Annotated in this window: 24 protein-coding genes; 23 read left to right on the forward strand and 1 reads right to left on the reverse strand. The window is 47.1% G+C overall.

Annotation, left to right across the window (positions count from 1 at the left end; translation table 11 throughout):
* The first annotated feature begins 105 nt into the window (after nt 1–105).
* The 13 genes from wecB (at nt 106) to AC58QT_RS27520 (ending at nt 10,015) form a co-directional block, all read left to right on the forward strand.
* Nucleotides 106–1,242, forward strand: a complete 1,137-nt coding sequence (wecB, locus tag AC58QT_RS27460; RefSeq protein ID WP_310501119.1) for a non-hydrolyzing UDP-N-acetylglucosamine 2-epimerase — start codon at nt 106–108, stop codon at nt 1,240–1,242.
* A gap of 223 nt (nt 1,243–1,465) precedes the next feature.
* Nucleotides 1,466–1,687, forward strand: a complete 222-nt coding sequence (locus AC58QT_RS27465; RefSeq protein ID WP_310501118.1) for an AtpZ/AtpI family protein — start codon at nt 1,466–1,468, stop codon at nt 1,685–1,687.
* Nucleotides 1,687–2,067, forward strand: a complete 381-nt coding sequence (locus AC58QT_RS27470; protein WP_497411795.1) for an ATP synthase subunit I — start codon at nt 1,687–1,689, stop codon at nt 2,065–2,067. Before AC58QT_RS27465 ends, AC58QT_RS27470 begins: the two co-directional genes overlap by 1 nt.
* A 37-nt stretch (nt 2,068–2,104) precedes the next feature.
* A complete protein-coding gene (gene atpB, locus AC58QT_RS27475; RefSeq protein WP_497411796.1) occupies nt 2,105–2,812 on the forward strand; it encodes a F0F1 ATP synthase subunit A in 708 nt (235 codons plus the stop codon).
* A 78-nt stretch (nt 2,813–2,890) separates the two neighbouring features.
* Nucleotides 2,891–3,115, forward strand: coding sequence for a F0F1 ATP synthase subunit C (atpE, locus tag AC58QT_RS27480; protein WP_028556930.1), 225 nt, complete (start codon nt 2,891–2,893; stop codon nt 3,113–3,115).
* A gap of 78 nt (nt 3,116–3,193) precedes the next feature.
* Nucleotides 3,194–3,679 (forward strand): F0F1 ATP synthase subunit B, encoded by a 486-nt coding sequence (gene atpF / locus AC58QT_RS27485; protein WP_056611682.1) that lies wholly within the window; start codon nt 3,194–3,196, stop codon nt 3,677–3,679.
* On the forward strand, nt 3,676–4,209 hold the full coding sequence (locus tag AC58QT_RS27490) for a F0F1 ATP synthase subunit delta (RefSeq protein WP_497411797.1): 534 nt from the start codon (nt 3,676–3,678) through the stop codon (nt 4,207–4,209). The genes atpF and AC58QT_RS27490 overlap by 4 nt, the downstream gene beginning before the upstream one ends.
* Nucleotides 4,210–4,241: 32 nt before the next feature.
* Nucleotides 4,242–5,756, forward strand: a complete 1,515-nt coding sequence (gene atpA / locus AC58QT_RS27495; protein ID WP_497411798.1) for a F0F1 ATP synthase subunit alpha — start codon at nt 4,242–4,244, stop codon at nt 5,754–5,756.
* Nucleotides 5,757–5,885: 129 nt separating this feature from the next.
* Complete coding sequence (gene atpG, locus AC58QT_RS27500; RefSeq protein WP_310501113.1) at nt 5,886–6,743, forward strand: ATP synthase F1 subunit gamma; 858 nt, start codon at nt 5,886–5,888, stop codon at nt 6,741–6,743.
* A gap of 45 nt (nt 6,744–6,788) precedes the next feature.
* Nucleotides 6,789–8,186 carry a F0F1 ATP synthase subunit beta gene (atpD, locus tag AC58QT_RS27505; RefSeq protein ID WP_310501112.1) on the forward strand — a complete coding sequence of 466 codons (1,398 nt, stop codon included), beginning with the start codon at nt 6,789–6,791 and terminating at the stop codon, nt 8,184–8,186.
* A 55-nt stretch (nt 8,187–8,241) separates the two neighbouring features.
* The gene (locus tag AC58QT_RS27510; RefSeq protein WP_497411799.1) at nt 8,242–8,646 is read left to right on the forward strand and encodes a F0F1 ATP synthase subunit epsilon; all 405 of its coding nucleotides are present in this window, start codon (nt 8,242–8,244) and stop codon (nt 8,644–8,646) included.
* Nucleotides 8,647–9,146: 500 nt separating this feature from the next.
* Nucleotides 9,147–9,512: an NADH-quinone oxidoreductase subunit A gene (locus AC58QT_RS27515; protein WP_310501162.1), complete on the forward strand. Its 366-nt coding sequence runs from the start codon at nt 9,147–9,149 to the stop codon at nt 9,510–9,512.
* Nucleotides 9,497–10,015 carry a NuoB/complex I 20 kDa subunit family protein gene (locus AC58QT_RS27520; protein ID WP_056611667.1) on the forward strand — a complete coding sequence of 173 codons (519 nt, stop codon included), beginning with the start codon at nt 9,497–9,499 and terminating at the stop codon, nt 10,013–10,015. The genes AC58QT_RS27515 and AC58QT_RS27520 overlap by 16 nt, the downstream gene beginning before the upstream one ends.
* Here the strand turns inward: AC58QT_RS27520 and AC58QT_RS27525 are convergent.
* Nucleotides 10,005–10,526, reverse strand: coding sequence for a hypothetical protein (locus tag AC58QT_RS27525; protein ID WP_497411800.1), 522 nt, complete (start codon nt 10,524–10,526; stop codon nt 10,005–10,007). The two genes, AC58QT_RS27520 and AC58QT_RS27525, sit on opposite strands and share 11 nt — an antisense overlap.
* A 28-nt stretch (nt 10,527–10,554) precedes the next feature.
* Between AC58QT_RS27525 and AC58QT_RS27530 the strand changes: the two genes are divergently transcribed.
* The 10 genes from AC58QT_RS27530 to AC58QT_RS27575 all read left to right on the forward strand — a co-directional run bounded on the left by AC58QT_RS27530 (nt 10,555) and on the right by AC58QT_RS27575 (nt 22,314).
* The gene (locus tag AC58QT_RS27530; protein ID WP_310501108.1) at nt 10,555–10,923 is read left to right on the forward strand and encodes an NADH-quinone oxidoreductase subunit C; all 369 of its coding nucleotides are present in this window, start codon (nt 10,555–10,557) and stop codon (nt 10,921–10,923) included.
* 3 nt (nt 10,924–10,926) lie between these two features.
* The gene (locus tag AC58QT_RS27535) at nt 10,927–12,027 is read left to right on the forward strand and encodes an NADH-quinone oxidoreductase subunit D (RefSeq protein WP_497411801.1); all 1,101 of its coding nucleotides are present in this window, start codon (nt 10,927–10,929) and stop codon (nt 12,025–12,027) included.
* The gene (nuoH, locus tag AC58QT_RS27540; protein ID WP_310501106.1) at nt 12,027–13,031 is read left to right on the forward strand and encodes an NADH-quinone oxidoreductase subunit NuoH; all 1,005 of its coding nucleotides are present in this window, start codon (nt 12,027–12,029) and stop codon (nt 13,029–13,031) included. Before AC58QT_RS27535 ends, nuoH begins: the two co-directional genes overlap by 1 nt.
* A gap of 57 nt (nt 13,032–13,088) precedes the next feature.
* On the forward strand, nt 13,089–13,541 hold the full coding sequence (nuoI, locus tag AC58QT_RS27545; protein WP_028556942.1) for an NADH-quinone oxidoreductase subunit NuoI: 453 nt from the start codon (nt 13,089–13,091) through the stop codon (nt 13,539–13,541).
* The gene (locus AC58QT_RS27550; protein WP_497411802.1) at nt 13,534–14,064 is read left to right on the forward strand and encodes an NADH-quinone oxidoreductase subunit J; all 531 of its coding nucleotides are present in this window, start codon (nt 13,534–13,536) and stop codon (nt 14,062–14,064) included. The genes nuoI and AC58QT_RS27550 overlap by 8 nt, the downstream gene beginning before the upstream one ends.
* A gap of 2 nt (nt 14,065–14,066) precedes the next feature.
* Nucleotides 14,067–14,378, forward strand: coding sequence for an NADH-quinone oxidoreductase subunit NuoK (nuoK, locus tag AC58QT_RS27555; protein WP_310501104.1), 312 nt, complete (start codon nt 14,067–14,069; stop codon nt 14,376–14,378).
* A 15-nt stretch (nt 14,379–14,393) separates the two neighbouring features.
* Nucleotides 14,394–16,316: an NADH-quinone oxidoreductase subunit L gene (gene nuoL, locus AC58QT_RS27560; RefSeq protein WP_497411803.1), complete on the forward strand. Its 1,923-nt coding sequence runs from the start codon at nt 14,394–14,396 to the stop codon at nt 16,314–16,316.
* Nucleotides 16,306–17,928, forward strand: coding sequence for a complex I subunit 4 family protein (locus AC58QT_RS27565; RefSeq protein WP_497411804.1), 1,623 nt, complete (start codon nt 16,306–16,308; stop codon nt 17,926–17,928). Before nuoL ends, AC58QT_RS27565 begins: the two co-directional genes overlap by 11 nt.
* Nucleotides 17,929–17,965: 37 nt before the next feature.
* A complete protein-coding gene (locus AC58QT_RS27570) occupies nt 17,966–19,444 on the forward strand; it encodes an NADH-quinone oxidoreductase subunit N (protein ID WP_497411875.1) in 1,479 nt (492 codons plus the stop codon).
* A 317-nt stretch (nt 19,445–19,761) separates the two neighbouring features.
* Complete coding sequence (locus AC58QT_RS27575; RefSeq protein WP_497411805.1) at nt 19,762–22,314, forward strand: S8 family serine peptidase; 2,553 nt, start codon at nt 19,762–19,764, stop codon at nt 22,312–22,314.
* The last annotated feature ends 5 nt before the right edge of the window (nt 22,315–22,319 follow it).

The raw sequence follows: 22,319 nt of genomic DNA on the forward strand, positions 1-22,319 counted from the left end.
AACTTAAGCTCATATTTACGAGCTTCGTTTTCTTTAACAGAAACGTTAAGTTAACGCTTACGAAGATAGCTTTCCTACGGAAAGCTCTAAGGGGAGAAGAAACCGATGAAACGTCTAAAAGTGATTACGATCTTCGGAACAAGACCTGAAGCTATCAAAATGGCTCCGCTCATTCTCGAGTTGGAGAAGCATCCTGAGCAGATTGAGTCTCTGGTATGCGTTACTGCACAGCATCGTCAGATGTTAGACCAAGTGCTTGATATTTTTAAAATCACACCTGACTTTGACCTTAATGTTATGAAGGATCGCCAAACATTAAATGAGATTACCATGCGTGTGTTGCAAGGACTAGAGCCTGTGTTCAAAGAGGCGAAGCCGGATCTCATTCTTGTTCACGGTGATACACTAACAACGTTCCTGGCAAGCTATGCGGCATTTATGCAACAGATACAAGTAGGACACGTGGAAGCGGGTCTACGGACGTGGAACAAATTGTCGCCATATCCAGAGGAAATGAACCGTCAATTAACGGGCGTTCTTGCAGACCTTCATTTTGCGCCTACACAGCAATCCGCAGATAACCTGCGTAAAGAAAATAAATCAGAGTCCCAGATCTATGTGACCGGGAATACGGCTATTGATGTATTTAAGTACACGGTGCAGGAGAAATTCGAGCATCCTGTTCTTGAATGGGCCGCAGGCCGCAAGCTGATCTTGATGACAGCGCATCGCCGTGAGGCTCAAGGTGAGCCGCATCGTCAAATATTCCGTGCCGTGAAACGTATCGCTGATGAGTTTGAGGACATTGCAATCGTTTACCCGGTTCATCCGAATCCGGTGGTTCTCGAACCTGCCCATGAAATTCTAGGCAATCATCCACGTATTAAATTGATTGATCCGCTAGACGTTTTCGAACTGCATAACTTCTATCCGTATACGTATATGATTCTGACGGACTCTGGCGGCCTTCAAGAAGAGGCGCCAACCTTTGGTGTCCCAGCTCTCGTTCTTCGTGATACGACAGAGCGTCCAGAAGGTATCCAAGCGGGCACATTAGAGCTGGTTGGCACGGATGAAGAAGTGGTCTATACGCGCGCCAAGGCGTTGCTAACAGATGCCGATCAGTACAATAAAATGAGCCAAGCTGCGAACCCTTACGGAGACGGAAAAGCGTCTGAACGCATCGTTCAAGCGATTCTTCATCACTTCGGTAGGACGACTGAACGCCCGGAATCTTTCTAACCGTGACAAAATCATGACAAACGCTACAGCGTACAGTTGAACTGTTCGGTTTAAAAAAGCGCAAACCTTAGAGCCGCAAGGCTCTAAGGACTTTTGTGAGATGTGACAAATGAAGTTCCGTCAATTGACAAAGTTAGCATGGCTTCGATACAATGAATGAGGATTCGTAGGAGATGAGCTACGAGACGCGTTTTCCCATGTGGAAAACACCCAGGAGGGTGCAATGAAACGGCCAAATTCCAATGATAATCCTTGGCGGGCAGTAGCGTTAACTAGTGCAATTGGCATAGACCTTGTCGTATGTTTGGCAGCCGGATATTTCTTCGGTGATTGGTTGAGTGGTGTACTAGGTGGACAGATCTGGTTGTTAGTCGGATTTTTACTTGGGCTTGTAACCGGCATCATGAGCATTTACTTGATGATTAAGCGGTACGGAGGGCTATGATGGACGACTTTTCAGCCACTCTGAAAACGGTTCAAAACGTATTTCTTTTCTTTTTATCCTTTTGTTTGGCTGCATGGGCGCTTCTTGTCGATTACCGGGTTTACGTTGCAGGGATAATGCTTGGAGCATGTGCGAGCATGATTAATGCGAGGTTCTTAGCTTGGAAGATTAACAAGCTGGCAGCAGCTGCGATAGAGCAGTCAGGGCGCAAGGTAACCCTTGGCTTCTTGACAAGGGCAGCAGTCGCTGGGTTTGTTGGGTTGATTGCCGTCAGGTATCCCGAACATGTTGCATTAACCACGACGATTGTTGGATACTTTTTTGCTCAATTGGCAACACTCGTATTGGGTATTCTTTCTATTAAGAAGTCTAAGAAGTAATTCCACGATGTAACTTCAACGGATGAAAGGGGTGAAAATGGAAAATATGGAACATCACGCGCCAATATATAATTGGTTTGGTATTGATTTCGATGCATCAGCGTTAATGATGATCGGGATTACCACAGTTATCGTGCTAATTCTTGCAATTGCAGGAGCGAGCCGAGCATCCGTAACAAATCCTTCGAAACTTCAAAACTTCATGGAATGGACGATTGAGTTCGTAGAAGGCATTATTGGAAGCACGATCGGTTCCAAGCATGGCAAAGGATTTATCGCACTTGGTCTTACGCTCATTATGTATATCTTTATCGGCAACATGCTCGGCCTTCCTTTCTCAATCGTGACGGAAGATCATGTATCTTGGTGGAAATCACCAACAGCTGATATCGCAGTTACAGGAGCACTAACAGTCGTTGTTATCGTGCTAAGTCACTACTTAGGGATTACTCGTAACACGAAGCATTACTTCGCGCATTATTTTGAGTTCAAAGGGGCAATGTTGATCCTTCATTTAATTGAAGTTGTATCGAAGCCACTTACGCTTGCGTTCCGTCTTTACGGTAACATTTATGCAGGTGAAATCATGATATCTGTCATTATTGGAGCAGGTTGGTTTGGAATTGCGCCTCTCTTCGTATGGCAGGGCTTCAGTGTGTTCGTAGGTGCGATTCAAGCCTTCGTATTCACGATGCTAACCATGGTTTATATCTCACAAACATTGATTCATGAAGAAAAGCACTAAGCATTAGACTTACCTCGGGAAGTCTCGAGTCACTTATAAAACAACAAAAACCTAAGAGTTTAAGGGAGGATTTTATCAATGGGAGCAATAGCATTAGTAGCAGCAGGTATCGTATTCGGTTTGGGAGCACTAGGTGCAGGTATTGGTAACGGTTTGATCGTAGGTCGTGCTTTGGAAGGTATTTCTCGTCAACCAGAACTTCGTGGTACGCTTCAAACAACAATGTTTATCGGGGTAGGTCTAGTTGAGGCAATGCCGGTCGTTGCATTGGTTCTTGCGTTCATCTTTATGGGAAAAGCTTAAGAAACCGTTTGGCGTTGATGGCCGAAGTTGCCACCACGCCTTCGTTTTGCCCATGTTATCAGAAGGGAGTGACGTTACTTGCATATTGAATGGTCCACATTTTGGATACAACTTGTCGCGTTTTTAATTTTATATTTGTTGCTTTCTAAATTTGCGTTCGGTCCTCTGTTCGGCATGATGGAGAAACGCAGACAATTGGTGAAAGATCAAATTCAAACAGCTGAAACTAGCCGTAAACAGGCAGAGCAACTGTTGGAGGAACAAAAGCAAGCGCTGCAACAAACTCGTAAGGAAGCTTACGACATCATTGAGCAAGCGAAGCACACAGGCTCCAAGCAAGCGGATGATATTATTCATGCAGCTAGTGCAGAAGCAAACCGTCTGAAAGACGAAGCGCTTAAAGATATCGAAAATGAGAAGAACAAAGCGGTTGCCGCTCTTCGCAGCCAAGTTGGCGCGATGTCTGTTCTAATCGCATCCAAAATTATTGAGAAACAAATCGACGAAAAGTCACAAGAAGAACTTGTTGAGCATTACCTCAAAGAGGTAGGAGGCAACGTATGAGTGACATCGTCGTAGCGAAGCGTTATGCCAGAGCTTTATTCGAAGTAGCGAAGGAAAAGAATATCATTTCCCAAGTTGAAGATGAGCTTAAATCTGTAGCTAGTGCGATTAGGGATAATGCAGACTTGCAGAAGTTCCTGAACCATCCGAACATCGGGAATACCGTCAAAACGGACCTGCTGAAGCAGATTTTCGAGGGCAATGTTTCCGAACCGGTGTGGAACACACTCCTGGTCTTGATTGATAAAGGTAGACAATCCATTCTAGATACCTTAGTGCTTGATTATGCCAAGGTTGCGAATGAAGCACTCGGACAAGCGAGCGCAATCGTTACTTCCGCGTTCGAATTGTCGGATGCTCAGCAAGCGGAGATTGCCTCACATTTTAGTAAAGTAACAGGTAAAACGATTCGTGTTTCGTCCGTAGTTGAGCCTAAGTTGCTCGGCGGTGTACAAGTACGTATCGGTGATCGTTTATATGATGGAAGCTTGGCAGGCAAGTTAGGCCGTTTAGCCAAAGCGTTAGTTTAACACAAGCACTGTAAGAATAGGGGTGAAGTTCGTTGAGTATCAAACCTGAAGAAATCAGCTCATTGATTAAGCAACAGATTGCAAACTATAATTCCGATATCCAAGTGGTTGATGTAGGTACAGTCATTCAAGTTGGTGATGGTATCGCTCGTGCTCACGGCTTGGAAAGCGTTATGGCAGGCGAGCTGCTTGAGTTTCCAAGTGGCGTTCTAGGCTATGCCTTTAACCTTGAGGAAAGCAACGTAGGTATCGTTATTCTCGGACCTTACAAAGATATTCGTGAAGGCGACCAAGTTAAACGTACTGGCCGTATCATGGAAATTCCTGTAGGTGATGCACTACTAGGCCGTGTTGTTAACCCATTGGGTCAACCAGTCGATGGTAGAGGTCCAATTGAAACAACTGGATTCCGTCCAATCGAATCCCCAGCACCAGGCGTTATGGCCCGTAAATCGGTACATGAGCCAATGCAAACTGGGATCAAAGCGATTGACGCAATGGTACCAGTAGGCCGTGGACAACGTGAGTTGCTCATCGGTGACCGTCAAACAGGTAAAACAGCGATCGCTATCGATGCGATCATCAACCAAAAAGGTAACGGCGTAAAATGTATTTACGTTGCTATCGGTCAAAAGCAATCCACTGTCGTAGGTGTTGTTGAAACACTTCGTCACGCTGGCGCTTTGGACTACACGATCGTTGTAACAGCTTCTGCTTCTGAGCCTTCACCAATGCTTTGGTTGGCTCCATATGCAGGTTGCGCAATGGGTGAGTACTTCATGTACAAAGGCGAGCACGTGTTGATCGTCTATGATGACTTGTCCAAACAAGCAGCTGCTTACCGTGAGTTGTCCCTCTTGCTTCGTCGTCCACCGGGTCGTGAAGCTTATCCAGGGGATGTTTTCTACTTGCACTCCCGTCTTCTAGAGCGTGCTGCGAAATTGAATGATGAGCTAGGTGGCGGTTCTATGACGGCACTTCCTTTCATTGAAACACAAGCAGGCGATATCTCGGCATACATTCCTACGAACGTAATTTCGATTACGGACGGACAAATCTTCTTAGAATCCGACTTGTTCTACTCAGGTCAGCGTCCAGCGGTTAACGTTGGTAACTCTGTATCCCGTGTAGGGGGCTCTGCTCAAACGAAAGCGATGAAAAAAGTTGCGGGTACACTTCGTGTTGACTTGGCACAATATCGCGAACTTGCTGCATTTGCTGCATTCGGATCTGACTTGGATAAAGCAACTCAAGCGCGTTTGGACCGTGGTGTTCGTACGCTTGAAATTTTGAAACAAGGTGTTCACCAACCGATGTCACTGGAGAAGCAAGTTGCTTCCCTTTACACAGTTGTTAAAGGACACGTGGATGATCTTCCAGTTCAAGACGTAACACGTTTTGAAGGTCAATTCTTGGCTTTCTTGGAATCGAACCGTCCAGAAATTCTACACAGCATTCGCGATACGAAGGATATCACTCCGGATAACGATAAAGCGCTAGTAGAAGCAATTGGTCAATTCAAAAAGAGCTTCGCAGCTTCTGTATAAATCATGATGGTAGAGCTTCCTGCCCACAGTGAAGCTCTACCTACCGTGTTAATCCTGGGCAGGCTGATCGCCTGAATTCAGGTCTTCGAATGAAGGCTTTTCTAAGCCTCAAAAGAGAGGTGAGCAGGTATGGCAAAAGGAATGCGCGAGATTAAGCGCCAAATCAAGTCCACACAAAACACGAAACAAATTACGAGAGCGATGGAAATGGTCTCTGCAGCGAATTTGAGACGAGCACAACGTTCTGCGGAAGCAGCACGTCCTTACTCCGATAAGTTGAAAGAAGTCGTTCAAAGCATTGCAGCTGGAAGCAAAGGGATCAAACACCCGATGTTACAGTCACGCGAAGTGAAGAAGACAGGCTATTTAGTAATCACCTCGGATCGTGGATTGGCTGGAGGCTACAACGCTAACGTGTTGCGGAAGGTCATGACCGAGATTCGTGAAAACCATAAATCAACAGCTGAATATTCGATTTTTGTAATCGGACGTAAGGGTAGTAATTTCTTCCGCAAACGGAATATGCCAATTGTAGAGGAAGTTACAGGTGTTCCGGATTCACCGAAATTCGCGGACATTAAATCTGTCGCATCAGCAGCAGTAAAGAACTTCGAAAATGGAACGTATGACCAGTTGTTCTTGGTGTATAACCAATTCAAAAATGCTATTACCCAAATTCCAACTATGATCCGCCTGCTTCCTATGGAAGAAGTTACTGGCGTGGCTGCTGCTAGCTATGAGTATGAGCCATCACCAGAAGGTGTTCTAGAAGTATTACTGCCTAAATATGCAGAAACGCTTATTTACAGTGCTGTACTGGAAGGTAAAGCGAGTGAGTTTGGTGCGAGAATGACAGCGATGAACTCCGCTACGAAGAATGCAACCAAAATGATCAGCAGCTACACATTAGCTTACAACCGTGCGCGTCAAGCCTCGATTACCCAAGAAATATCGGAGATCGTTGCTGGAGCGAACGCGAACGCATAACAATAAAGCTTCTACGGAAGCAAAGCTTTTCTTAGGAGGGAAACCATGAGTAAAGGGCGCGTTGTAACAATTACAGGGCCAGTCGTCGACATTGAGTTCGAACGCGGACAACTCCCTGAAATCTTGAATGCCATCAAGATTGAAAGAAATGATAATGGCGTACTATCCACAATGACAGTTGAAGCAGCTGTTCACCTTGGTGACAACTTGGTTCGTTGTATTGCAATGTCCTCAACTGACGGACTTGTTCGTGGAGCAGTAGCTGAAGATACAAAAGCTGCAATTACCGTTCCGGTTGGAGCAGCAACACTAGGTCGCGTGTTTAACGTATTGGGAGATCCTATCGATGGTATCGAAGGCGTTGACCGTACATTTACAAGCGGTATCCACAAAGAAGCTCCAGCTTTCGACAACTTGTCGACAAAAGCAGAGATTCTTGAAACAGGAATTAAAGTTATCGACCTTATGGCTCCTTATGTTAAGGGTGGAAAAATCGGTCTCTTCGGCGGCGCGGGTGTAGGTAAAACCGTAACGATGCAAGAGTTGATCCACAACATTGCACAAGAGCACGGCGGTATCTCCGTTTTCGCAGGCGTTGGAGAGCGTACTCGTGAAGGTAATGACCTTTACCACGAGATGAAAGACTCCGGCGTTATCGCAAAAACAGCGATGGTATTCGGTCAAATGAACGAGCCTCCAGGCGCGCGTCTTCGCGTTGCTTTGTCCGGTTTGACAATGGCTGAGTATTTCCGTGACGAAGAAGGTAAAGACGTTCTTCTTTTCATCGATAACATCTTCCGCTTTACACAAGCAGGTTCTGAGGTTTCCGCATTGCTAGGGCGTATGCCTTCAGCGGTAGGTTACCAACCAACTTTGGCAACAGAGATGGGTCAACTGCAAGAGCGTATTACTTCCACGAAAAAAGGTTCCGTTACTTCCATTCAAGCGATTTACGTTCCTGCCGATGACTATACGGATCCGGCTCCAGCAACGGCTTTCGCCCACTTGGATGCAACAACGAACTTGGAGCGTAGTATTGCTGCAGCAGGTATTTTCCCTGCGGTAGATCCACTTGCTTCTTCATCCCGTATCTTGACGCCAGAAATTCTTGGCGAAGATCACTATAAAACAGCACAAGGTGTTAAACGAGTTCTTCAACGTTACAAAGAGCTTCTGGATATCATCGCGATCTTGGGTATGGATGAGTTGTCTGATGAAGACAAATTGACTGTACAACGTGCGCGTCGTCTCCGCTTGTTCTTGTCTCAGCCGCTTCACGTTGCTGAGCCGTTCAACGGTTTCCCAGGTCTTTATGTACCATTGAAAGAAACTGTGCGTAGCTTCAAAGAAATCCTTGAAGGTAAGCACGACAACCTTCCTGAAGTAGCTTTCCACAACGTTGGAACGATCGAGGACGCTATCGAGAAAGCAAAAACACTGTAAGCTTGGCATCTTGCTAAGACCAGCTTTTGCTAAACTCTAAGGAAGGAGAATCCAAGTGAGTACATTCCTATTGGAAATTGTAACACCGGAACGCAAAGTGTACGCTGAACAAGTGAACATGGTTAGCGTGAAGGGTACCCAAGGTGAGCTTGGAATTCTGCCGAATCACATTCCATTGGTCACTCCACTTAGAATTGCACCGATTACTGTGAAGAAAACGGGCTCCAAAGACGAAGTCATCGCAGTGAACGGCGGATTCATGGAAGTGCGCAAGGATAAGGTGGTTATTTTGGCGGAAAGCGCCGAGCTGCCTGAACAAATCGATATTGATCGTGCGAGAGCAGCGAAAGAGCGTGCGGAGAAACGTCTTGCTGAAACGAAGCAAGATAACGTAGATTTCAAACGTGCTGAAGCTTCTTTACAAAGAGCAGTGAATCGTATCGGTGTGTCCGGGAAATAAATAGATGAAATAAAAGCGGGGGAACTTTGGTTCTTCCGCTTTTTTGCGTTATACATGATAAATGAAAAAGCTGCCCCTCTCAAAGGAGAGGAACAGCTCGCGTTAGATTTACATGTTAAGCGTGATGCCAGACGGTGGATTCGCCTGTTTTCGGGCAAGGAGGGAATGTTTGACCTGCTACTAGCTCGACGCTTTGCCCGTCGGCATCACGGTAGCGACCAGTCTCCGTGACTTTGTCATGGGTTCTGTGTTGGTGATTAGCATTTGAAGCATTTGCCATAGGAATCAGTCCTTTCGAGAATAGTAATTGAGCTTTCGGCCAAAGCCTTTTTGCCCAATGAATAGTATTACCCACTTATGTGGGATGCTAATCTTATTAGAAAAAGAATTAGTGTCGACGCCCATACCCCTTTTTGTTATACTAATAAAGGTGATTATTACCAAAACTAATGAGATCGTAAGAAATGCAAACAAGAAATGGAGGCGGTTACATTCACATGATGTATACAAATAACTATGTAATCGTAGCGATTTTTCTAGGGTTAGGTATTTTCCTCCCCATAGCTGCGCTGACGATTGGCAAATGGTTAAGACCGAGTAAACCCATCGATGAGAAGTACACGACGTATGAGAGTGGTAATGAGCCTGTAGGTGAGGGACAAATCCGGTTTAACATTCGATATTATTTGTACGCTTTGATGTTTGTCATCTTTGATGTGGAGACCGTATTCCTCTATCCGTGGGCAGTTGCCTTTAATCAACTTGGATTATTCGCATTAATAGAAATGTGCATTTTTGTAGCCTTGCTTGCCATAGGATTAATATACGCTTGGAAGAAGAAGGTGCTGCGATGGACTTCAGTCTAGAATCAATCTCTCCCGAGGAACGGGAAGAAATAAACCGTAATGTATTTATGACAACACTGGAGCAGGTAAAAGCTTGGGCTCGCAGTAATTCGCTTTGGCCATTAACCTTTGGCTTAGCTTGTTGTGCGATCGAAATGATGGGAACGGGTGGTTCTCACTATGATTTAGACCGATTCGGAGTCATCTTCCGTACGTCTCCTAGACAATCAGATGTCATGATTGTAGCAGGGACAGTTACGAAGAAAATGGCTCCTTTGTTGCGCCGACTTTACGAGCAAATGCCTGAACCGAAGTGGGTTATCGCGATGGGTTCGTGCGCAACCGCAGGCGGTCCTTATGTGAAATCGTATTCCGTTGTCAAAGGTGTGGATCAGATCGTACCTGTGGATGTTTATATCCCAGGTTGTCCTCCGAATCCGGCAGCACTCATTTATGGGATCAACAAGCTTCAGGAAAAGATTCGCTATGAGGCGAAAACTGGGAAGCAGGTGATCAATCGATGAGCGAGGAGAAAAAGCCGGAAGAATCGGCAGTTCCGACTCCTCCTGTTGGTGAGGATGGGAAAGAGGAAGGCAAGGTAGAGAGCCCTGCTGAAGGCAGTGCAGCTGAAGCGAAAACGGAAGTTGGAGCAGATCGCAATGCCGAGGGCAAAGCGGAAGCTAGCGTGCCGCCTGCTGGCGCAAGCACGCCAGCAGCAGACGCGGCAGCGGAGCGCGCCGCGGCAAGAGCCGCGCGCCTCGCTGCGCGCGCGGCTACAGAGGCGGGCGAGCCTGCGCCCGCCGGAGCAACAACGCCAGCGTCCGCAGACGCTGGCTCAGAGGAAGAGAAGGCGGCCAAAGCCCAGGCCGCCGCTGAAGCCCGCGCCGCGCGAGCAGCTGCACGCGCCGGAGCGAAGCCCGAATCGGCGGATCCCGCTGCGCCGAAAGAGCCTTCACCGAACCAGCCGCTGCTGGACCGGCTGGTCAACATCCTTAAGGCCGAGGCAGGCGAAGACGCCGTCGTCGACGCATTCATCAACGAAAGGGACGCGCATCGTCCTTACGTGATCATTCACAGCTCGCGCTGGCCGCAGGCCGCGCTGACTTTACGTGATCACGCGGAGCTGCGCTGTGACTACCTGCGCAATCTCTCCGGTGTGGACCAAGAGACGCACCTTGAGGTGGCGTATCATCTGCTTTCTCTCACACATAAGCATGAATATTGTGTGAAAGTGAAGACAGACCGCGAGCAAGCCAGCATACCTTCGGTAGCTGATGTTTGGCCGACGGCCAACTGGAACGAGCGCGAAGCGTTTGATCTTTTCGGCATCGACTTCCCTGGCCACCCGAACTTAGTACGGATCATGATGCCTGATGATTGGGTGGGTCATCCACTGCGCAAAGACTACGAACCGCTTGACCCGGAGGTGTAGCACGTGTTACGGACAGAAGAGCTCCTGTTAAACGTTGGCCCTCAGCATCCTAGTACACACGGGGTTTTCCGCGTGATCGTAAAGCTGGATGGTGAAATTATTCGTGAAGCAATACCCGTTATGGGCTACTTACATAGAGGAACTGAGAAATTAGCTGAGAATCTCAGCTATACCCAAATTATCCCATACACCGATCGAATGGACTATGTATCGGCGATGACAACTAACTACGCGTTAGTAAACGCTGTAGAGAAAATGATGCAAATCGAAATACCCGAAAGAGCTGAATTTCTTCGTTTAATCGTGATGGAGCTGCAGCGTATTGCATCACACATGGTGTGGTGGGGAACGTACCTGCTAGATATTGGAGCGATGAGTCCGTTCTTGTTCGCTTTCCGCGATCGCGAAATCATTATCGACCTCTTCAACGAATTGTGTGGAGCTCGTTTAACGTACAACTACATGCGTGTAGGCGGCGTGAAGTGGGACGCACCAGATGGCTGGATTGAGAAAGTACGCAAATTTGTTCCGTATATGTATGGCAAATTGGAAGAGTACCACACCCTTGTCACGGGGAATGAGATTTTCCTCTCACGGATTAAGGGAGTAGGGAAGTATGATGCCGAGACAGCCATTGCTTATGGCCTTAGCGGGGCGAACCTGCGTTGTACAGGGGTAGATTGGGATATTCGCAAAACGCAGCCTTACAGCCTGTACAGCCGCTTCCAGTTCGATGTGCCGGTAAGGAATGGCGGGGACTGTTATGACCGATATTTAATCCGTATGGAAGAAATAAAACAATCTCTTCGTATCCTGGAACAAGCGCTAGACGTGTTCCCTGAGGGTGGCGAAACGATGGGGAAAGTGCCGAGAGTGATTCGCCCGCCAGAAGGCGAAATCTATGCGGCAATTGAGTCTCCGCGTGGGGAAATTGGTTGTCATATTATTTCCCGAGGTAAGCAAGAGCCTTACCGCCTGAAATTCCGTAGACCATCCTTTGTGAATCTGCAAATATTGCCCAAGCTGCTGGTTGGCGAGTCGATGACTAATCTCATTACGATTTTGGGCGGCATCGATATTGTCGTTGGGGAGGTGGATGCCTAATGGTCAATTTATTGGAAGAGAGTCTAACATGGACGAACTTCTTCGTTTTCCTATTTTGGGGCGTTGTCATGCTGTTGCTCGTGCTCGGATTCGTTACCTATGCAATTTACTTCGAGCGTAAAGTTATCGGTTGGATGCAATTGCGGATCGGGCCGAACCGAACTGGGCCATTCGGGTTGTTGCAGAGCGTCGCTGACGTATTTAAGCTTCTCATTAAAGAAGATACGATTCCTAAGAAAGCGGAGCGTGAGCTTTTCATTCTTGCACCGATTATTACCTTTATCCCATCCTTTACGATTATTGCGACGATTCCCTTCTCTGATCGGATGTTTGGCGCGAATTTAAATGTGGGATTGCTGTATTACGTAGCCCTAACAGGGATCTCAACCATCGGAATTATTCTTGGAGGTTGGGCATCCAACAATAAATATGCGTTATTAGGCGGCATGCGTTCCGCAGCTCAGATGATTAGTTACGAAGTTCCATTAGTTATCTCAGTCGTTGGTGTGGTCATGATGACGGGAAGCCTGAATCTGCACACCATTGTTGATACGCAAACAGGCGGCTTCTGGCACTGGAATTTCATTCCCCAAATCCTAGGTTTCATTATTTTTGTGATTGCCGGTGTTTCGGAGCTGAATCGTACGCCGTTTGACTTACCAGAAGCAGAATCAGAGCTCGTTGCGGGCTACCATGTTGAATACAGTGGTTTCCGTTTCGCCTTTTTCATGCTATCCGAGTATGTGTACGTCTTCGTCATTGCTTCACTTGTCAGTCTGCTTTTCCTAGGTGGATGGCATGCGCCATTCGGGTTCCTTGATTTCATTCCAGGCGTCCTCTGGTTCTTGTTAAAATTCTCAGCGGTTGTGTTCTTCCTCTTCTGGCTGCGGGCGACATTGCCACGTGTACGGATTGATCAGTTAATGGGTTTTGGCTGGAAAGTACTGCTGCCACTGGCGCTGGTCAACATGTTGCTGACAGCGATCATCATGACCATCTTTTAAGAATAGTTGCTTTCGAAGTTAGTTTTGCTAACGCAAGACTTGAAGGAGTTGAAACGCATGAAGGGCATTATGAAAGGTTTAGGCTTCACATTCAAGCACTTGACTGAGAAGAAAGTAACGTACGCATACCCTGAGGTTCCGATTAAAATGCCGGATCGCTTTCGTGGTATTCAATATTTTGATCCTGAGAAATGCATTGTGTGCAATCAATGTGCGCGCGTGTGTCCGACGGAGTGTATTACGTTAACTGGAAAAGCGAACCCAGACCCTGAGAAAAAGGGGAAGGTCATTGATACGTATGACATCAACTTTGAGATTTGTATTCTGTGCGATCTGTGCACAGAGGTGTGTCCGACGGAAGCGATCGTGATGACGAATAATTTTGAGCTTAGCAGCTTTAGTCGGGATGATTTGTTTAAAGATATGCAGTGGCTGAGCAGCAACACCCAAAATATTCGTCAAGAGAACAATTCTGCGATGCCTAAAGGGGGCGCGAAGAAAGATGTTTAATGGACTCGGCGATTTCCTATCCAGCGGTACAAGCTGGGCCTTCTTCATCTTTGCGCTGCTCGCTATCGGCGGGGCGATCTTTATGATCTCTTTTACAAAAGTCGTGCACATGGTTGTGGCCGTAGCCCTAACGTTCATTAGTTTAGCAGGTCTGTACGTTATCCTTGAAGCAGAGTTTGTTGCTTTTGTCCAAGTGTTGATTTATGCAGGTGCCATCTCGATTCTGATGATTTTCGGCATTATGATGACGAAGCACAGACAGGGTGAAGATGAAGGTCCTAAGCGTCCATGGCATGAAGGCTTGGCCATTCTCGGCGCGGTTGGATTGTTCGGCGTTTTGTTCTATGCGATTCAGAAGTCGACTTTTGTCTCTTCGGGGACTTTGGATGCTGGCAAAGATAATACACTCGAAATCGGGAAGTTGTTGTATAACGTGCATGTCATTCCCTTCGAAATCATGTCCGTGCTGCTGACAGTAGCGTTCATTGGCGCTATCGTAGTCGCGAAGAGAGAGGAGGATTAGCCTTGGGTAACTTAATTACTCCTTATCTGACATTAGCGGCGATCCTATTCTGCATTGGACTTTACGGTGCGCTCACGAAGAAAAACGGGGTCATCGTCTTGCTCTCCATCGAGCTCATGCTCAATGCGGTGAACTTGAATTTGATTGCCTTCTCCAAACTAGGGGATCATCCAGCCTTAACGGGGCAAATTTTCTCCCTCTTTAACATTACGATTGCAGCTGCTGAGGCGGCTGTGGGCATTGCGATATTAATCGCAATTTACCGAAATAGAGGTACAGTTGAAGTTACGGATTTGGATTCTATGAAGCGCTAGGAGGCTAACAAGGCTATGGTATCGGACTATTCACAGTACGCCTGGCTCATTCCATTGTTTCCGTTGCTAGCTTTTCTAGCGCTTACGGCAATGGGACGTCAACTGAAGGATTTAGGGATTTACATTAGCATTTTTGCGATGTTGCTTTCGTTTATCGTGGCTTTGCTCATTTTTGTAGAGCGGATTGGCGGCAATGTTGAGGATTTCACGTGGGATAAAATGAACTGGCTGCAGGTGGGCGATTTCACGCTGAAAATGGGGTTTGAAGTCACCAATCTAAACTCCCTGATGCTCGTTATCGTTACGCTCGTTTCCCTGCTGGTGAACATTTATTCCAAGGGCTACATGAAAGGTGACGAGCGTATTCACGTGTTTTTCGGTTATATTGCGCTGTTCTCCTTCTCCATGCTAGGTCTTGTCATTTCTGAAAATATGCTGGAGCTGTACATCTTCTGGGAGCTAGTAGGGGTATGTTCCTTCTTGCTCGTCGGATTCTGGTACTTCAAGCCAGAGGCGAAGGCTGCCGCCAAAAAGGCATTCATCGTCACCCGTATCGGGGATGTGGGCTTATTTATCGCGATCCTGTTGTTGTATTTATACATGCCAGGACATGCACTTGATTTCACTTCCATACATAATGCTTTCACAACGGGCAAAATCGACCCTACGATCGTCACATGGATCGCCGTCCTGATTTTCATCGGGGCGATGGGGAAATCCGGTCAATTCCCGTTGCACACATGGTTACCTGATGCGATGGAAGGCCCAACGCCGATCTCAGCGCTGATTCACGCCGCAACAATGGTTGCAGCTGGGGTATACCTCGTGGCACGGACGTTTGATATTTTCCACGCATCGCCGGACGCACTAATGGTTGTTGCTTATGTCGGTGGGTTTACCGCTATTTTCGCAGCGACAATCGGTATTGCGCAGAACGATATTAAACGGATTCTCGCTTATTCGACCGTGAGTCAACTCGGTTACATGATGATGGCGCTGGGGATTGGTGTTTCCATTACGTCGGGGATGTTCCACTTGTTTACACACGCTTTCTTCAAAGCGCTGCTCTTTTTGGGCGCCGGTAGTGTGATTCATGCGGTTCATACGCAAAACATTAATGAAATGGGCGGATTATCCCGCAAAATGAAAATTACGACCTGGACTTTTGCGATCGGAACGTTGGCTTTGGCTGGTATCTTCCCATTCGCAGGCTTCTGGTCGAAGGATATGATTCTCACGGAAGCGTACGAGCATAATCAGCTTCTGTTCTGGGTCGGTGTGATTGCAGCGTTCTTCACGGCTTTCTACATGTCCCGCTTGTTCTTCCTCGTGTTTATGGGGTCATCAAGAGCGAAAGATTATGCTTCGGCGGATCACAATGATCACGGGCATGACCATGCACATGAGCCGCATGAATCTCCTGCATCAATGACAACTCCGCTTATTGTGTTAGCTGTGCTAGCTGTCATTGCGGGCTTCGTGAACACGCCATTCAACGAATGGCTGGGTCATTGGCTGACAGGACAAGAGCATGAGGAAACGGTCAACTGGGCAGTGATTATTTTGTCTACATTGGCTGGATTGTTAGGAATTGGGCTGGGATATCTCATGTATCTCAAACGCACCATCCCTCGGGACATTGTTTCGAGCAAAATGCCATGGTTGTACACGCTGCTAAATCGCAAATATTTCATTGATGAAATCTATGAGGCTATTGTTGTCAAACCGCTTCGCGGTCTAGGCTTCATCTTGGAATTGATCGATATTTACGTCATTGACGGGATTGTACGCTTAGTTGCTTTCACCGTAGTTAGTCTTGGACGCCTAGGTTCCCGACTTCAAAATGGTCAACTGCAGTCCTACGGGGTCATCATGCTACTAGGGATGCTGATTCTGGCACTTGCCATTGCAGGAAGGAGGTTCATACATGCCGGCTAACTTACCTATTCTTAGTATGATTGCCTTCTCCCCTCTGCTCGGTGTTCTCGTCCTGCTCTTCCTTCGGGGAGATCGGGGGCGTTTGATCAAAACAGTGGGTATCGTCACGACATTCATTCCGCTAATATTGGCTGCGTGGCTCTACGTGGACTATAACTATCAAGGAGATCCGATTCAGTACAAAGAACAGCTTGATTGGATCAAAGTCCCATTAAATCACGAGGGTATTCAGCAAATTACCCAATTCTTCTTCGAGTTTAAATATTCGTTGGCGGTCGATGGCATTTCGTTGCCACTCGTCTTTCTAACGGCGTTAATCTCGTCCATGGCCGCGTTAGCGTCCGTTTATATCAAGAAACGTTGGAAAACGTATTTCATTCTATTCCTTTTGCTTGAAGTAGGTATGTTCGGTGTATTCATGGCACAGGATCTCTTCTTGTTCTTCCTGTTCTTCGAAATTACACTCGTGCCGATGTTCTTCTTGATCGGAATTTGGGGGTACATGAACCGGGAGCAAGCAGCTAATCGCTTCTTGTTATATAACGGACTTGGCTCAGCCATCATGCTGATTGCCTTCCTTATCCTGGTTACGACAGCCGGATTTAGTCAAGATCCTTCGCAGACTGAGGCGATCATTTACTACAGTGGCGATATCCATACCATTGCACATAATTTGCTGCAAGATCCTGCCGCTTATGTGAATCAGGAAGGTACGCCATTCTTTATGAGTCAAGCCATGAAATGGACCGTGTTTATTATGCTATTGGTCGCATTCGGGATCAAGTTGCCGATCTTCCCGTTCCATACGTGGATGCTGAAAGTACATACAGAGGCTCCGCCTGCTGTTGTTATGATTCACTCCGGTATTTTGCTCAAAATGGGGGCCTACGGCCTTATCCGTTTCGGGATTCTGTTCTTCCCGGCGGAAGCCCAGCAATGGGCGTGGGTGCTCGCGCTCCTCGGTGTCATTAACATCGTGTACGGTGCGCTTCTCGCGATGGTTCAAAAAGATTTCAAACTCGTATTGGCCTACTCGAGTATTAGTCACATGGGCATCGTCCTGCTGGGACTTGCTGCTTTCAACATTGCAGGTCTGCAGGGTGCCGTGTTCCAACTGATCTCACACGGGTTGATCTCAGCCCTGATGTTCTTGCTCGTCGGCAGCATCTACGAGCGAACCGAAACTACGCAGCTCGATCGCTTGGGCGGTCTCGCTAAGAATATCCCTTTCATCAGCGGTATTTTGCTGATTGCAGGGATGGCCTCGCTCGGATTGCCAGGCTTATCCGGCTTTATCAGTGAGTTCCTCGCGTTCGTCGGACTCTTTGAAACACACCGCGTGTACGCGATTGTCGGTACACTGGGTATCATCTTCGCAGCGGTTTACGTGCTGCGCGGGGTACTGAACATCACGTTCGGCCCTCAGCAGCCGAGCTTACTGCAACAAGGGATGCGTGATGCGCGTCTCATCGAGGCTGTGCCGATGATTACGTTGGTCGCGTTCATTCTCTTGTTGGGCGTGTACCCAAGCGTGCTAAGTCAGCCGCTTCAACAAACCATTGGCAGCTTGGATCAGTTGATCCATAGCGTAGCCGGGAAGATAGGAGGTTAGTCCAGTGGAACAGATTAGACTCCATGCTGCTGATTTGATGCATCTGCTCCCTGAGCTTGCGCTGGTTGCTACCGCGATCATCCTATCTCTCTTGGATTTGGTTCTGCCGAACCGATTCAGCCGTTCCATTATTGGATGGTTAACCTTGGTTGGACTTGCGGTTTCTGCGGTTTTCGTCGTATTGCAGCTGAATCCGGAAGAAGCGATTCAACTCTTGAATCAAAGTTATCGTGTCGACGACTTCTCGAACTTACTTAAATTATGTACGCTTGTCGGTACGGGATTGATCGTCTTCATGAGTCTAGGCTATGTGAAAGAGGATAGCATCCCACATGTCGGGGAGTATTATTACTTTTATTTACCTGCTGCGTTAGGCGCTATGATTATGTCATCTTCGGGTGATTTAATTACGCTATACGTTGGCTTGGAGCTGCTCAGCATCACTTCTTACATCATGGTTGCCATGAAGAAGAAAGATAACAAATCCAATGAAGGATCGTTCAAGTACTTGGTGATGGGCGGTATCTCGTCCGCAATCATTCTGTATGGAATGTCTTTCCTATATGGAATGGTAGGCTCAGCGAATCTGCAAGAGATTGGCACAGCCCTTCCGACACTAATAACTTCTTACGAGCCACTACTTTATGTAGCCTTCTTCCTACTACTAGCAGGCTTCGGTTTCAAGATTGCTGCTGCACCTTTCCACAGTTGGGCACCCGATGTGTATGAAGGAGCGCCAACACCAGTTACAGCCTTTCTGGCTGTCGTGTCCAAAGCTGCTGGTTTTGCGATTTTGTTCCGTGTCTTCTATGTCTTGTTCGGATTTACAGCCTTTGAAGGCAGCCAACTGCAGTCCGATGTGTTCTTAGCGATATCCGTGATGGCGGCTATTGCGATGGTTGTGGGGAATTTCATTGCACTGAAGCAGACGAATATGAAAAGGCTACTCGCCTACTCGGGGATAGCGAATGCTGGTTATCTGCTCGTTCCGATTGGAACGTACTTTTCGGCCACGCATTATGCCAATTTCTCGGAATTCATTTTCTACTTAATTGCTTACATGTTTATGAACATCGGTGCATTCGCCGTGTTGATGATTATTGAACAGGCAGAGGGACATACAGAGGGTAAGGGGTTTGCGGGACTGTACTACCGTGCTCCTTTAACAGCTGTTGCCATGGTGTTGCTCGTATTGTCTTTAGCAGGTATTCCTATATCTGGCGGATTCTTCGGTAAGCTCTATATCATCTTAGGAACGATGCAGACACAGCAATACTGGTTAGGTGCTTTAATGATCGCAACCAGCGTAGTCTCACTCTACTATTATTTCAGCATCGTACGTCAAATGTTCATGCGTAGTGACTATGAGCCGGCAGCTATTCGAGTGTCCGTACCATTAGGCATAACGGTATGGTTATGTGCTCTAGTTAGCGTGGCACTAGGCGCTGTACCGCATCTGGTTCTGAAAGCTATTGAGAGCATCTTTACGTTGACGAAGGATTTCATCATTATGTAAAATACAAAAAAAGATAAAGCTCTTCCTACTCCAAATGTAGGAAGGGCTTTTCTACATTTCGCAAACGAACTTACATCCCCATTCCCCCTATTTCCCCGGAAATAAAGGACCTCAGGCAGGACAACCCCCAGTAACATTTTCAAAAAAATATTTCCCGAGATCTGAACTTTTTGCGAAGATAAACCGTTATAGGTATCGAGAAGATGTTTAATATGGTATAGATAGATGAGAAAACTTTTATTGAGGCCCCTCGAAGATGAGCGACGGCTATAGCTTAATCGGAAAATAAGAAAGTAAATGACTAATGAGATTCAATTTTGGGTAAAGGACCTGGTGTGATGATATATTTTCGACACGTAGGGCTCACGGTACTTATGCTGCTCGTCCTAGGACTAACAGGGTTTGTGAGCAACGTAGAGGCAGCTTATGCACTGTCTTCGGATCCCATGAGAGTGAAACAAACCTATCTGGATATGATTCGCGTTGATCAGGCGTGGGCGGCAGCGGAAGATGCTCGTACGCCGATCGTAGTCGCCGTAGTCGATACAGGCGTAGACCTTGGACATCCAGATTTAATTGGCAATTTAGTCAATGGTGTGAACTTACTTCAGGCTTCGAAGAAGCCTTTTGATGATAATGGACATGGAACGAACGTAGCCGGCTTGATTGCCGCTGCGATTAATAATGATAAAGGTATTGCGGGTATCGCCCCTAATGCCAAGATTATGCCGATTAAGGCGTTGGAAGCTGATGGAACAGGCGGTGAAGCCAAGCTGGGTGAAGGCATTAAATACGCAGTCGATCACGGGGCGAAAATCGTTGTCCTTTCTTTGGGATTGAACAAATACTCGGACTATCTCGCAGGTATTGTTCAATACGCTGAGGATCATAACGTGTTGCTTGTCGCTGCAGTTGGGAATGAGAGCACGAGTGTCAAATACCCTGCGGCTTATCCAACCGTGCTTTCTGTTGGTGGTGTTAGTCCCGATAAACAGGCAGATCCACGTTCGAATTACGGTCCAGAGCTAGATATCATGGCGCCATGGGATGTATATACGACTGCTCTAGGCGGGGGTTATCAGTACCAAGATGGCAGCTCGATGGCAGCGCCTCAAGTGGCGGCCGCTGCCGCATTGGTCTGGGGCAAATACCCGGCGATGACGGCCTATCAAGTGCGATCACAGATTGAACAAACGGCACAGGATCTGATGACCAAAGGGTGGGACGCTAAGACGGGTTACGGCTTATTGAATATCGAGAAAGCACTGACGGAGCCTTATAAACAAGATCGTTTCGAGCCGAATGATCTAGCCAGTCAGGCCGCTTCGCTGCCTAATCATACAGTGGTTAAAGCGAATCTTAGCTCGGGGCAGGATCAGGACTGGTATGTCATTGATGCTGCATATGACGGGTATATTCAAATCGGTGTGCAACCGGAAGATGGTGCAGGTATCCGGGTGAATTTTGATTCGGGACAAAGTTTTGTGGCTGGTAATGGCGCTGCGGATGGCAATCAGCCTTTTAAGGTAGCTGTGACGAAAGGTCGTACCTATGTCCAGCTAGAAAATGTGGATCGTGCCCGGAAGACCACACTAAACTATACGTTACAGACAGATTATGTGATATATACAGATCCTTTTGAAGATAATGATAAGCAATATAAAGCATTTACGCTGCCAGAACGCAGCCAAACCTTGAAGGGGACTTTTCATGACAAAGGAGATCTGGATTGGTTTGCGCTAACACTTGAACACTCCGGTACCATGCGTTTACGGCTATCGACCGATACGGGTCGTATTGATCCGATGCTTCTTTTTCAGAAAGAAGGAGAGAAGGCAACGACGGTTGATCAAGCTGGTGATGGTGGCTTAGAGGTTAGTTCCCTGATGGAAGTGCTTCCTGGGCAATATTACATTCGTGTTAGCAACGTGAAGGATTATGCTGGCCCTATTACAGGGGAGTATACGTTAGAGATCGAGTACACGCCGCAATTAATTGACGCGAACGAGCCGAATGACAGATCTTATCAAGCAACGTTTGCTGCGATGAATGCCGGATATGAAGGTGTTTTTAATCGAAATGACGACGTCGATTGGTTCGAATTCCGATTGACTTCCGATAGCTTGGCCCAAGTGAGATTAACGAATATTCCGACTTCACGGACGTTATTTGCGACTCTATATAATAGTTCCCTGAAGGAGCAAGGCACCTACCGCAGTGAGTCAGGTTCAAGTCAGCTCAATTTCGAGAAGCCGCTGCCTGAAGGTACGTATTATATTAAGCTGCAGGCCAATCAGTGGTTCATGAGTCAAATGTATCGCTTGCAGTTGAATAGTTATGGGCTTGTTAGCGGGTATGTTGATATTGCGGGACATTGGGCACAAGATGCGATTACTCAGCTTACGCAGCAAGGCATGATTAGTGGCTACGGGAACTATCGTTTTGCTCCTAATCAATCGATTACCAGAGCAGAAGCGGCTACCGTGCTGTCTCGTGCTTTGCGTTTAACGAAACGTAAGGATTTACGGTTTAGTGATTTAGCAACATCACATTGGGCTTACGCAGATATAGCCAAAACCGTTCAGGCATCTATCGTAGACGGTTACCCGAATGGTACCTTTGATCCTGATGGCAAATTGACTCGTATGGAAATGACACAGATGCTTGCACGCAGTATGAATATGACAGGGAAATTAAGAGGGAATATCCCTTTTACCGATGTGAATGAATCTTACTGGGGTGTGGGTATTCTCAAACAGATGGCGGCGGATGGTTGGATCAGCGGATTTCCCGACGGCACCTTCCACCCGGAAGATCAAGCAACACGGGCTGAATTTGTGACTTTGCTGGCCAAAGTCGTTAATCGGTAAAATCG

It is taken from the genome of Paenibacillus sp. J31R109 (assembly GCF_059692055.1).